Raw genomic sequence first — 12,228 nt, forward strand, 5'->3', positions numbered from 1 at the left:
TTGTCTCAGTCGTTCTTGACGACGATCGTCGGGAACTTGGCGCTCATATCCTTCGCCTTGTCCGCCACCTTCACCGCCACCTTGCGCGCGATCTCTTTATAGAGGGTGGCCACGGCGCCGTCCGGGTCCGCGACGACGGTCGGGGTGCCGGAATCGGCCTGCTCGCGGATCGACAGCTGCAGCGGCAGCTTGCCCAGGAAGTCGACGCCGAAGTCGGCGCACATCTTCTCGCCGCCGCCTTCGCCGAAGATGGCTTCGGTATGGCCGCAGTTCGAGCAGATGTGGGTGCTCATGTTTTCCACCACGCCGAGGATCGGGATGCCGACCTTCTCGAACATCTTCAGGCCCTTGCGCGCGTCCAGCAGGGCGATGTCCTGCGGGGTGGTGACGATCACCGCGCCCGTCACCGGCACCTTCTGGGACAGGGTCAGCTGGATGTCGCCGGTCCCCGGCGGCATGTCGACGACCAGGTAATCCAGTTCGCGCCAGTTGGTCTGCTCCAGCAGCTGCTGCAGGGCCTGGGTCACCATCGGGCCGCGCCAGACCATCGGCTCGTCCGGGTCGATCAGGAAGCCGATCGACGAGACCTGCACGCCGTGGTTCTCGAGCGGCTCCATGGTCTTGCCGTCCAGGCTCTGCGGACGGCCGTTAATGCCCAGCATGGTTGGCTGCGAAGGGCCGTAGATGTCGGCATCCAGCACGCCGACGCTGGCGCCCTCGGCCGCCAGGGCCAGCGCCAGGTTGACGGCCGTGGTCGATTTGCCGACCCCGCCCTTGCCGGAGGCGACGGCGATGATGTTCTTCACGTTCGGCATCACCTTCAGGCCGCGCTGAACGGTGTGCGACAGGATCTTGCTGGTGACGTTGACGCTGACGTTCTGCACGCCCGGCAGCTTGCGCACCGCCTCGATGACGGCGCTGCGGACCAGGGCGAACTGGCTCTTCGCCGGATAGCCGAGTTCGATGTCGAGGGCGACGTTGCCGCCGTCGACCTGGATGTTCTTGACCGAACGGGTGCTGACGTAGTCTTTATTGGTATTCGGGTCATTGACTGCCGCCAGGGCGGCTTTTACGTCTTCTGCTGTGATGCTCATGGGGTTCTCCGGATGTGATGCGCAAGAGTTTAGCGTAAATCGGGAGAACGACACTTGTCCGAGTGGCAAAGCGCATGATTACCCCCTGACCGTTCAGGGGCATCCGCTGGTAAAATGCTTTTTTTCTATATCGATCCCTCTTTCCCGACCATGACACGCAAGCTGTTCGTCACCACCGCCCTGCCCTATGCCAACGCCGCCTTCCACATCGGTCACATGATGGAATACATCCAGGCCGACATCTGGGTCCGCTTCCAGCGCATGCAGAAAGATGGCAACGAGCAGCGCGTGGTGCACTTCGTCGGCGCCGACGACACCCACGGCACCCCGATCATGATCGCCGCCGAGAAGGAAGGCGTGACGCCGCAGGAATTCGTGGCCCGCATCGCCGCCGGCCGCGCCCAGTACCTGGACGGCTTCCACATCGCCTTCGACAACTGGTATTCGACCGATTCGCCGGAAAACGTCGAGCTCTCGCAGGGTATCTACCGCAAGCTGGTTGACGCCGGCCTCATCTATACCAAAACCGTCGACCGCTTCTACGATCCGACCAAGGGCATGTTCCTGGCCGACCGCAACATCAAGGGCGAGTGCCCGGTCTGCCACGCCAAGGACCAGTACGGCGACAACTGCGAAGTCTGCGGCGCCGCCTACCAGCCGACCGAACTGATCAACCCGTACTCGGTGTTCACCGGTTCGACCCCGATCCTGAAGCCGTCCGAGCAGTACTTCTTCAAGCTGTCCGACCCGCGCTGCTTCCAGTTCCTGAAGGAGTGGCTGAACACCCCGGGCCGCCTGCAGCCGGAAATGGTCAACAAGGTCTCGGAATGGCTGGGCGAGAACGGCGAAAAGCTGGCCGACTGGGATATCTCCCGTGACGCGCCCTACTTCGGCATCCCGATTCCGGATGCGCCGGGCAAGTTCTTCTACGTCTGGCTGGACGCGCCGGTCGGCTACCTGGCCTCGCTGAAGAATTACTTCGCCAAGAAAGGCATCGACTACGAAGCCTTCCTGAAAGATCCGTCGGCCGAGCAAGTTCACTTCATCGGCAAGGACATCGTGTCCTTCCACCTGCTATTCTGGCCGGCGATGCTGAACTTCTCGAACCACCCGGTGATCGACAAGCTGAAGGTGAATGTCCACGGCCACCTGACCGTGAACAACGAAAAGATGTCGAAGTCGCGCGGCACCGGCATCTCGCCGCTGCGCTACCTGGAACTGAAGATGAATCCGGAGTGGCTGCGCTACTACCTGGCATTCAAGCTGAACAGCAAGGTCGAGGACCTGGACTTCACCGGCGAGGACTTCGTCGCCCGCGTGAACAGCGACCTGATCGGTAAGTACGTGAACATCGCCAGCCGCTGCGCCGGCTTCATCGCCAAGAAATTCGACGGCAAGCTGGCCACCGAACTGTCGCCCAAGGCGCACGAGTGGATCGCCCGCGCCCTGAGCGGCGAGGACGGCGAGCGCCAGGCCGCCATCGCCGCCAGCTATGAAGCCCGCGAATTCGGCCGCGCCCTGCGCGAAGTGATGGCCATCGCCGACGTCGCCAACCAGTACGTGGACGAGAACAAGCCCTGGCTGCTGGCCAAGGACGAGACCAAAACCGCGGAGCTGCACGAAGTCTGCACCACCGCCCTGATCCTGTTCCGCCAGCTGACCATCATGCTGTCGCCGGTGCTGCCGCACGTGGCCGGGCGCGTCCAGGAATTCCTGGGCGACGCGGCCTTCTCGTGGGACGACACGAAGGGCGAGAACGTGTACGACACGGTGCTGGGCCGCAGCATCGGCGCCTACAGCCACCTGATGCAGCGCGTCGACGCCAAGATGGTCGAAGACCTGTTCGACAAGCCGGCCGCTGTACCGGCTGCGGCCCCGGCCGCCGCGCCCGCGCCGGCAGCCGCCGCAAGCGCCGGAAATGCTGAGGCAGTTGGAACCGCCGGCGATATCGAGGAACTTGCTCCCGAAATCTCGATCGATGATTTCACGAAGGTCGACCTGCGCGTGGCGAAGATCGTCAATTGCGAGCACGTCGAAGGGTCGAGCAAGCTGCTGCGCCTGACCCTGGACGTCGGCGAAGGCCGTCTGCGCAATGTATTCTCGGGCATCAAGTCGGCCTACCAGCCGGAACAGCTGATCGGCAAGCTGACCGTGATGGTCGCCAACCTGGCGCCGCGCAAGATGAAGTTCGGCGTGTCGGAAGGCATGGTGCTGTGCGCATCGAGCAAGGACGAGAAGACGAACCCGGGCCTGTACCTGCTCGAGCCGGTGAGCGGCGCCCAGCCGGGCATGCGCATCCGCTGATCAGTGCGATTCCAGCGGCGCCGCCAGCGCCGCCTTGTTGTCCTTGTAATCCTGTCCGCCGATCTGGCTGACCATTTTTTCGGTGCGGCGCGAGGGAATGCGGCTGCCGGTGATGTTCGCGGCCGCATCGCTGCCGGAGGTGGCGGCGGCGCCGAGCGGCGCCGGCGACTCGGCTTCATGGACGCTGGCGCAGCCGCCGAGGACGGCGATGGCAAGGGTGATTGCGGCGTAGTGCGTAAGGGCTTTCATGGTTCACCTGTGATTGTGGTTTTGGAAAGCGAAGCTTGTGGCCTTGCCAGAATACTATGAATTTCCATGCGCCAGTAGCAGTATAATGCGCTGTTTTAAAACCTCCTTACTTTTGAGTGGTAGCAAATAATATGACCGAATACAAAGCCCTGCGACACATCCCGCACGCGAACCTGTTCCGTCAAGGTGACGTCTTCGTCCTGTTCGGCGAACTGTTCGGCCGTGGCTACGTGAACGGCCTGATCGACGAAGCGCGCAAGGCCGGCATGACGATCCTGGGCATCACCGTGGGCCGCCGCAACGACGACGGCAGCCTGCGCGCCCTGACCGCGGAAGAGCATGCGGAAGCGGAAGCCAAGCTGGGCGGCCGCATCGTCAATGTGCCGCTGATGGCCGGTTTCGACATGGACGCCCCGGCGGGCGAGCAGAACCCGACCGAGATGCTGTCCGGGCTTACCCTCAAGAGCTGGCAGGAAGACAAGCTGGACTGGGAGAAGATCGAGCGCTGCCGCCAGGCTGGCGTCGCGCGCTTCACCGCCTCGACCCAGCAGGCCATGGACGAGATCGACAAGCTGATCCCGGACGGCGCCAACGTGTTCTTCGCCCATACCATGGCCGGCGGCATTCCGCGCATCAAGGCCTTCCTGGCGATCGCCAACCGCATTTACAAAGGCCGCGGCGAGCGCTTCATGTCCTCGCGCGCCCTGCTCGACAGCGACCTGGGCAAGCTGATCCTGATGAACTTCGACGAAGTTTCGGCGAACACCCTGAAATACCTGATCGACGCATCGGGCAAGATCCGCGAGCGCGTCGCGGCCAAGGGCGGCGAAGTACGCTACACGGCCTACGGCTACCACGGCACCGAGATCCTGATCGGCGGCGAGTACGCCTGGCAGACCTACACCAACTACACCCAGGGCTACGCCAAGATGCGCCTGGAGTCGATCGCCGACGCCGCCTTCAAGCAGGGCGTGCCCGCGACCGTGTTCAACTGCCCGGAAATCCGCACCAACTCTTCCGACATCTTCGTCGGCGTGGAACTGTCGCTGTTCCCGTTGCTGCTGGCACTCAAGCAGGAAGGTGGCGGCGCCTGGGCCCAGCAGCAATGGGATATCTGCCAGGGCCTGCTGAACGACGGCGTCTCGCTGCAGTCGATTCTCGACAAGCTGGAAACCTATCTGCAGACCGGCACCAGCACCGAGTTCCGCAACTTCGAAGCCTGGCCGATGGACAACACTCCGGAGCTGGCCGAGCTGATGATCGGCATCGCCGACGAGATCACCTCGCTGCACAAGGACAAGAAGGCCCTGATCACGGACCACCTGTCGACGCTGGTGCTGGAAGGCACGGGCCCGCTGATGTTCCATGGCGCGGCCGAAAAGATTGCGCCGGTGCTGTGGCTCAACCACGACATCATCGCCCGCCAGCTGAACGAGCTGCACAAGTAAGCAGTAGAATTTCCTGTTTGTACCTTATTTTTAAAGAGCATCATGGGCCTGTTCACTAAACACGCGAATTACGAATCCGATCACACCAAGTTCATCAAGGAACTGAAAGAGAAAACCCCGGGCATGGACGAGCGCCAGGTCGCCGGCCGCGCCCTGCTGTGGGACAAGGCTCCGCTGTCGCTGGAGGAGCAGCGCCGCGTCGACGAGTCGCGCCTGCGCCAGCAGGCTTACCCGTACCAGACCAAGGTCTGAGTCCGGCGCGAGCAGGCTGAGGACGATGGTGCCTGAGCAGGCGACCGGGGCCCCGGACGGGCCCGAAGGGCTCGCCGATTCCCCGCCGGACGACGGCGCCATCGTGGACGGTCCCGCCGTCGCCGGCACGGAGGAGGCGCTGCAGGTTGCCGCCGAGGCCGCCGAAGCCAGCATCGCCCGCCTGTACGGCGAGCCGCTGCTGCGCCTGCCCAACGACCTGTATATCCCGCCCGACGCGCTCGAAGTCTTCCTCGACGCCTTCGAAGGTCCGCTCGACCTCCTGCTGTACCTGATCCGCAAGCAGAACTTCAACATCCTCGACATCCCGATGGCGCAGGTGACCCTGCAATACCTGGAATACGTCGAGCAGATCCGCAAGCACAACCTGGAACTGGCCGCCGAGTACCTGCTGATGGCGGCCATGCTCATCGAGATCAAGTCGCGCATGCTGCTGCCCAAGCGCCAGGATGAGCTCATCGAGGACGTGGGCGACCCGCGCGCGGAACTGGTGCGGCGGCTGCTGGAGTACGAGCAGATCAAGGCGGCGGCGCAGCGCCTGGGCGCCCTGCCCCAGCACGAACGCGACTTCCAGCGCCCCTCGCTGCCGGTCGAACAGGGCCTGGCCCCGGTGTGGCCGCACGTCGATCCGCACGATCTGCAGCGCGCCTGGATGGATGTGCTGCGGCGCGCCAAGCTGACCCAGCACCACCGCATCGGGCGCGAGGAACTGTCGGTGCGCGAGCACATGTCGGCAATCCTGCGTACACTCCAGTCCCAGCGCTTCGTCGAATTCTCGGAGCTGTTCGCGGGACAGGAAAGCAGGCCGGTCGTGGTCGTGCACTTCGTGGCCATGCTCGAGCTGGCCAAGGAAACCCTGATCGAAATTACCCAGGCCGAACCATTCGCGCCCATCTATGTCTGGCTGGCCTATTCGCCGGCCTGAGCTCTTTATAACGACACCATGAAAATCATCTCCACCATCGAGGAACTGCGCGACCAGCTGCGCGGCCAACTGCGCACCGCCTTCGTCCCGACCATGGGCAACCTGCACGAGGGCCACCTGTCGCTGATGCGCCTGGCGCGCCGCCATGGCGACCCGGTCGTCGCCTCGATCTTCGTCAACCGCCTGCAGTTCGGTCCGAACGAGGACTTCGACAAATACCCGCGCACCTTCCAGGCCGACGTCGAGAAACTGGAGAAGGAAGGCGTGTACGTGCTGTTCGCACCGACCGAGAAAGACCTGTACCCGGAGCCGCAGGAATACCGCGTGTTGCCGCCGGACGACCTGGGCAACATCCTCGAAGGCGAGTTCCGCCCCGCGATGTTCCCGGGCGTGTGCACGGTGGTGACCAAGCTGTTCTCCTGTGTGCAGCCGCGCGTGGCCGTGTTCGGCAAGAAGGATTACCAGCAGCTGATGATCATCCGCAACATGGCGCGCCAGCTCGCGATGCCGACCGAGATCATCGGCGCCGAAACCTTCCGCGCCGACGACGGCCTGGCGCTGTCCTCGCGTAACGGCTACCTGTCCGCTGAGGAGCGTGCCGAAGCGCCCTTCCTGTACCAGACCCTCAACTACGTGGCCGAACAGACCCGCGGCGGCCATCCGGACCTGGTGGCGCTGGAACAGGATGCGATGCACCGCCTGGCCGCACGCGGCTGGAAGCCCGACTACGTCTCGATCCGCAAGCGCATGAACCTGCAGGCGCCGAGCCGCGATGAAGTTCTCGCTGGGGAACAATTGGTGGTGCTGACCGCCGCCAAGCTGGGCAACACCCGCCTGATCGATAATCTGGAAATTTAAACGTCACTACTTTCTTTTTTGAAATTTCCCTGTAGATATTAGCAACTATATTTGCTAGACTTGAGGAATCACTTTTTACCCAAACCACGTAAAAAGATTCAAGGAGCAGTATTTTGACCGACCTGGCCACCTCGCAGATCCGCAAGGGTCTTCCCAAGCTGTCCGATGCCGTCGCGCGGATCGGCGCTGACGCGGCTGCGCACACGATCGACGACGCCTTCCAGATCCATGACGCCCTGTCGACCCTGGCGCAGACCGGCGAAGCGATCACCGTGTATCCGCTCGGCCAGGACTTCCTGGTCGCGCGCATCGACGCCATCGATACCGAGCGCGGCTGCTTCATCCTCGACCTGGCCGAGGATGTGGTGCTCGCCGAGGGCAGGCTGATCCTCGTTGCCTCGCTGGGCGGGAATGCGAAGGTCCAGTTCGAACTCGAAGCCGGCGGCAGCCTCATCCCGGGGCGCGCCCGCGCCGTCGAGCTGCCGCTGCCGGCGAGCTGCCTGGTCCTGAACCGGCGCGCGGAAGCGCGGCTGGAAAGCCCGCTGAGCGGCAGCTACGGCGCCCGCTTCGTCTACCTGGGCAAGGTGTTCGAACTGCCGCTGTACGATTTCTCGTGCGGCGGCGTCGGCCTGCGCGCGACGCCGGAGCAGGCTTACGAATTCTATGTCGGCAAGAAGATCGACGCCGCAGAACTGGAACTGGGCCCGGCGCTGACCATCGTCGCCGACCTCGAAGTACGCCTGATGCGTCCCTTCCGCACCTTCCTGCTGGGCGAACAGGTGCAGGTCGGGTGCCGGATCTCCAACATCACCATGCAGATGAAGCAGCGCCTGGAACGGGCGGTGAGCAAGGTGCAACTGAGGCGCTGATCGCTCCGCGGCATGCCTGAAATGAAAAATGGCCCTTTGCAGGGCCATTTTTCATTGCCGACGCCCGAAGCCTCAGGTGGTGAGGTTCTGCGCCCAGGCCAGCGCACTCAAATGCGCCTTGTTCACATCCAGCGGGCTGATGTCCAGCGCCGCCGCCATCGACGCCACCAGGTTCGAATTCAGCTCGCAGGCCTCGGCCAGCGCCAGGTAGGGGCCGTAGGTGCCGCCGCGCGTCAGCAGCGCGCGCACCACCTCGTCAGGCAGCTGGATGGTGTCCAGCACGTCCTTCATCGGCAGGCCCAGCAGGCGGTCGAGCAGCGAGAACATGCCGGCCACGAACAGATACTCCGCTTCCGCGCGCGGCAGGAACTTCTGGCCGAGCAGCTCGCACAGGCGCGCACGCACGACGGCCGTTTCCATCAGCACCGGCGAGTAGCCGTTGGAGCTGGCCGTCGCCAGCAGCAGCACCAGCCAGCGGTACAGCGGCGCATAGCCCAGCATGGCGATGGCCTGGCGCAGCGACTCGATCTGGCGACCGGCGCCGAATCCGGCCGAGTTGATGAAGCGCAGGAGTTTGTAGATCAGGGCCGGGTCGCGCTTGAGCACGGCCTCGATCTTCGGCACGTCCTCGTTGTTCTGCACCATCTGCATCAGTTGCAGGATGATCGCCTGGGCCGGGTTCATGCCCTTGGCATTGCCGCCCTCGCGCGGGGTCAGGTGCAGCTTGCCGACGAAGGCGTCCAGGCCCAGCGCGGCGCAGGCGTCGAAGTCGGCCCAGGTCGACACCGGACGGCCGACCATGCGCAGCGTCGACTGCTTGACGGCGGCATAGGTGCGGGCCTGGGTGGCGACGTCGGCGCCGGCGAAGCGCACTTCGGCGTAGGACGCGATGACGGAGAGGTTGCGGCCCAGCAGCTCCAGGTTGGCGCCGCGCAGCGAGATGCCGACGCCGCCGGCGCGCAGGGCCTGCACGGCGGCACGGGTATCGACGTTCACGAGATCGCGCACGCTGATCGACAGCACGGTGCGCTCCGGCGGCAGCGCATGCAGGGCATCGGTCGACAGCATTGCCGGCACGGCGTCGAGGAACAGCAGTTTGTCGCGCAGCAGCCAGCCTTGCTCGTCGTCGACCAGGTGCTCGGCAACGAAGCCGACCAGCGCTTCGAGGTCGGCCGCGCTCACTTCCCTTCCGCTCTGCTGTTGCCAGCACAGTTCATAACCAATCACACGCTGCTTGGGGTCAAGCAGGGGTTCACGGACGATGAAGTTGGTTTGATGCATTTGATAACAATCGCCGCAAGAGACAGGGGCGATGCGCCGTCCGCGGGCGCACCGGAATTCAGAAGCCGAGGCTGTCGAGCAGGTCGTCGACCTGGCCCTGGTCGGCCACCACTTCGGCATCGCCTTCAGGCTTGATCTGCGGGCCGTTCATTAAGCTGTTACTGAGCAGACCAGTGTCGAACTCGCGCTTGACCTCGGCCGGCGCGAAATCGACCAGCACCTGGACCAGTTGCTTTTCGAGATTCTGGGCGATGCCGGTGATGCGCTTGATTACCTGGCCGGTCAGGTCCTGGAAGTCCTGGGCCATCATGATGTCCATCAGGTGGCCGCGGGTCGCCACCGCGGCGCTGCGCGATACGGCCAGGCTGGCGATGGTCTTCTCGGCCAGCGCGCGCCATTCCGGACTGCCCTCGCCGCTGTCCAGCAGCGTTTGCCAGGAACGCGTGAGCTCCACCGCCGCGCCGTCGATCCCTTCCTGCAGCGGGCTGGCGGCATCGGTGGCGTCCAGCACCCGCTTGGCAGCCTGTTCCGACAGGCGCGCCACGTAGTCGAGACGGTCGCGCGCATCCGGGATGTCGCTGGCGGCTTTCTCGATCAGCTTGTCCAGGCCCAGACCGCGCAGGTTCTCGTGCAACGCGCGGGTCATATGCCCGATCCGGCTCAGGACCTCGTCGTGCGAGCCCGAGTCGGGAAGTGGCTCGGTCATTTTCAGGCTGCCTTTTCCATCTTTTCGAAAATCTTGTTCAGCTTTTCGTCCAGCGTGGCGGCGGTGAAAGGCTTCACGACATAGCCGTTGGCGCCCGCTTGCGCGGCCGCGATGATGTTTTCCTTCTTCGCTTCGGCGGTCACCATCAGCACCGGAAGCTTGGCCAGTGCGGGATCGGCACGGATGTTCTGCAGCATGGTCAGACCGTCCATGTTCGGCATATTCCAGTCCGAGACCACGAAGTCGAACTGTTCGCTGCGCAGTTTGGCCAATGCCATCACGCCATCTTCGGCTTCGTCGACGTTGGCGTAACCCAGTTCCTTCAACAGATTCCGCACGATGCGACGCATCGTCGAGAAATCGTCAACAACTAAAAAACGCATCTTTGGATCAGCCATGAAATACTCCGTTGTTACTCTGTATATATGTATTAGTGGGACTTCGACTCTGCGAAAGCAGGCCTAAGCATAGCATTTTTGTTGCTCTACGGCGATAAAACCGGGGCTAAAGGGGTGCGAACGGATCAAACGCGCAACGCCCGGCTGCCCTGCGTTGCCAGATGACCAAGTACCATGCCCGGCAAGGCCGTCAGTGCGCCCACTTCATGGGCGGCGCCGATGGCGATCGCCTCGCGCGGCATGCCGAACACGACGCAGGATGCCTCGTCCTGGGCGAAGTTGGTGGCGCCGGCATTGCGCATTTCCAGCATGCCTTGGGCGCCGTCCTTGCCCATCCCGGTCAGGATCACCCCGACCGCATTCTTGCCGGCCGCCTGGGCCGCCGAGCGGAACAGCACGTCCACCGAAGGCCGGTGGCGGTTGACCGGCTCGGTCTGCTCGATCTTCGTCATGTAGTTGGCGCCGGAGCGGGACAACAGCAAATGGGAGTGGCCCGGTGCGATATAGGCGTGGCCGGGCAGCACGCGCTCGTTGCCCTGCGCTTCGCTGACGCTGATCCGGCACAGCGAATCGAGGCGCCTGGCAAAGGAGCTGGTGAAGCCTTCCGGCATGTGCTGGGCGATCAGGATGCCCGGGCAGTCGGACGGCATCTGCATCAGGAATTCGCGGATCGCCTCGGTGCCGCCGGTGGAGGCGCCGATGATGATCAGCTTTTCCGACGAGGTCAGCGGGCTGCGCAACTGCGGCAGCTGGGCGCCGGGCGGCGGCGCGTGCAGGGTACGCGGCTTGATGCGGGCGCGCGCGGCGCCGCGGATCTTGTCGGCGATGAGCTCCGTGTACTCGCGCATCCCGGTCTGGATCGAGATCTTCGGCTTGGTGACGAAGTCCACCGCGCCCAGTTCCAGCGCGCGCATGGTGATCTCGGAGCCGCGTTCGGTCAGCGAGGACACCATCAGCACCGGCATCGGGCGCAGGCGCATCAGCTTTTCGAGGAAATCGAGGCCGTCCATCTTCGGCATCTCGACGTCGAGCGTCAGCACGTCGGGATTGGTGCGCTTGATCAGCTCGCGCGCGACGAGGGGATCGGGCGCCACGCCGACGACTTCCATGTCCGGCTGCGAATTCACGATCTCGGTCATCACGCTGCGGATCAGCGCGGAATCGTCGACGATCGCCACTTTGATCTTGTTCGTGGAGTGCATGTTGTGCCCTTTCGTCAGAACAGGTCGATGTCGCCGCCGACCGGCGCGACCTTGAGGCGGCTGGCGTAGTCGAGCTCGCGCCTCGCCAGCGTGTCGTTTTGGGTTTGCATCAGCTTCTTGACCAGCACCTTGCCGGTGCGCGGGAAGAAGTACACCTTGCGCGGATAGATGTCGTTCAGGTCTTCGGCCAGCACCGGGATGCGCTCGGTCTTCAGGAACTGCGTCACGAAGGCCGCGTTGCGCTCGCCGACATTCATGGCCGAGAAGCCGCGCAGCACGGCGCCGCCGCCGAACACCTTCGCTTCCAGATGCTCGCGGCGCGCGCCGGCCTTCAGCAAATCGTTGATCAGCACTTCCATCGCATAGGTCCCGTAGCGCATCGAGGCCGACACCGGGTTGCCGGGGTCGCCGCCGTCCGGCAGCATGAAGTGGTTCATGCCGCCCAGGCCCTTGACGCGGTCGCGGATGCAGGCCGAGACGCAGGAACCCAGCACCGTCACGATCAGCATCTCCTTGCCGGTGTAGTAGTACTCGCCCGGCAGGATCTTGGCGGCTTCGCAGTCGAAGGTGCGGTCGTAATAGACGTTGGTGGCGAAATGGCTGTTGGTATCCATGGCGGTGCCT

Annotated in this window: 13 protein-coding genes; 6 read left to right on the top strand and 7 right to left on the bottom strand. The window is 63.9% G+C overall.

Annotated elements, in window-relative coordinates; genetic code table 11:
* Positions 1 to 5: 5 nt before the first annotated feature.
* Positions 6 to 1,094 (bottom strand): iron-sulfur cluster carrier protein ApbC, encoded by a 1,089-nt coding sequence (apbC, locus tag AM586_RS06490; protein ID WP_047822130.1) that lies wholly within the window; start codon positions 1,092 to 1,094, stop codon positions 6 to 8.
* Positions 1,095 to 1,244: 150 nt separating this feature from the next.
* On the opposite strand from apbC, the gene metG reads away from it, so the two are divergent.
* Entirely contained in the window at positions 1,245 to 3,398 is a 2,154-nt protein-coding gene (gene metG, locus AM586_RS06495) for a methionine--tRNA ligase (RefSeq protein WP_047822196.1), read from the top strand.
* On the opposite strand, the gene AM586_RS06500 is transcribed toward metG, so the two are convergent.
* Positions 3,399 to 3,647, bottom strand: a complete 249-nt coding sequence (locus AM586_RS06500; RefSeq protein ID WP_047822128.1) for a hypothetical protein — start codon at positions 3,645 to 3,647, stop codon at positions 3,399 to 3,401.
* Positions 3,648 to 3,778: 131 nt separating this feature from the next.
* Here AM586_RS06500 and AM586_RS06505 point away from each other — a divergent pair, with 131 nt between their 5' ends.
* The 5 genes from AM586_RS06505 to AM586_RS06525 all read left to right on the top strand — a co-directional run bounded on the left by AM586_RS06505 (position 3,779) and on the right by AM586_RS06525 (position 8,017).
* Positions 3,779 to 5,095 carry a hypothetical protein gene (locus tag AM586_RS06505; protein WP_047822126.1) on the top strand — a complete coding sequence of 439 codons (1,317 nt, stop codon included), beginning with the start codon at positions 3,779 to 3,781 and terminating at the stop codon, positions 5,093 to 5,095.
* 42 nt (positions 5,096 to 5,137) lie between these two features.
* A complete protein-coding gene (locus AM586_RS06510) occupies positions 5,138 to 5,347 on the top strand; it encodes a DUF3460 family protein (RefSeq protein WP_047822125.1) in 210 nt (69 codons plus the stop codon).
* A 25-nt stretch (positions 5,348 to 5,372) separates the two neighbouring features.
* Entirely contained in the window at positions 5,373 to 6,290 is a 918-nt protein-coding gene (locus tag AM586_RS06515; protein ID WP_082439694.1) for a ScpA family protein, read from the top strand.
* Positions 6,291 to 6,308: 18 nt separating this feature from the next.
* Positions 6,309 to 7,148 (top strand): pantoate--beta-alanine ligase, encoded by an 840-nt coding sequence (gene panC / locus AM586_RS06520; protein ID WP_060566980.1) that lies wholly within the window; start codon positions 6,309 to 6,311, stop codon positions 7,146 to 7,148.
* 113 nt (positions 7,149 to 7,261) lie between these two features.
* Entirely contained in the window at positions 7,262 to 8,017 is a 756-nt protein-coding gene (locus tag AM586_RS06525; protein ID WP_060566981.1) for a flagellar brake protein, read from the top strand.
* Positions 8,018 to 8,089: 72 nt separating this feature from the next.
* Here the strand turns inward: AM586_RS06525 and AM586_RS06530 are convergent, their stop codons facing one another.
* The 5 genes from AM586_RS06530 to cheD all read right to left on the bottom strand — a co-directional run bounded on the left by AM586_RS06530 (position 8,090) and on the right by cheD (position 12,218).
* On the bottom strand, positions 8,090 to 9,298 hold the full coding sequence (locus tag AM586_RS06530) for an EAL and HDOD domain-containing protein (protein ID WP_060566983.1): 1,209 nt from the start codon (positions 9,296 to 9,298) through the stop codon (positions 8,090 to 8,092).
* Positions 9,299 to 9,356: 58 nt separating this feature from the next.
* Positions 9,357 to 10,004, bottom strand: a complete 648-nt coding sequence (gene cheZ, locus AM586_RS06535) for a protein phosphatase CheZ (RefSeq protein WP_060566985.1) — start codon at positions 10,002 to 10,004, stop codon at positions 9,357 to 9,359.
* A gap of 2 nt (positions 10,005 to 10,006) precedes the next feature.
* Positions 10,007 to 10,402 (bottom strand): chemotaxis response regulator CheY, encoded by a 396-nt coding sequence (gene cheY / locus AM586_RS06540; protein ID WP_060566987.1) that lies wholly within the window; start codon positions 10,400 to 10,402, stop codon positions 10,007 to 10,009.
* A gap of 125 nt (positions 10,403 to 10,527) precedes the next feature.
* Positions 10,528 to 11,604 (bottom strand): chemotaxis response regulator protein-glutamate methylesterase, encoded by a 1,077-nt coding sequence (locus AM586_RS06545; RefSeq protein ID WP_060566989.1) that lies wholly within the window; start codon positions 11,602 to 11,604, stop codon positions 10,528 to 10,530.
* Positions 11,605 to 11,618: 14 nt separating this feature from the next.
* Positions 11,619 to 12,218 carry a chemoreceptor glutamine deamidase CheD gene (cheD, locus tag AM586_RS06550; protein ID WP_060566990.1) on the bottom strand — a complete coding sequence of 200 codons (600 nt, stop codon included), beginning with the start codon at positions 12,216 to 12,218 and terminating at the stop codon, positions 11,619 to 11,621.
* Positions 12,219 to 12,228: the final 10 nt, after the last annotated feature.

Origin of the sequence: Massilia sp. WG5, from assembly GCF_001412595.2 — a bacterium.
GTDB lineage: Bacteria > Pseudomonadota > Gammaproteobacteria > Burkholderiales > Burkholderiaceae_D > Telluria.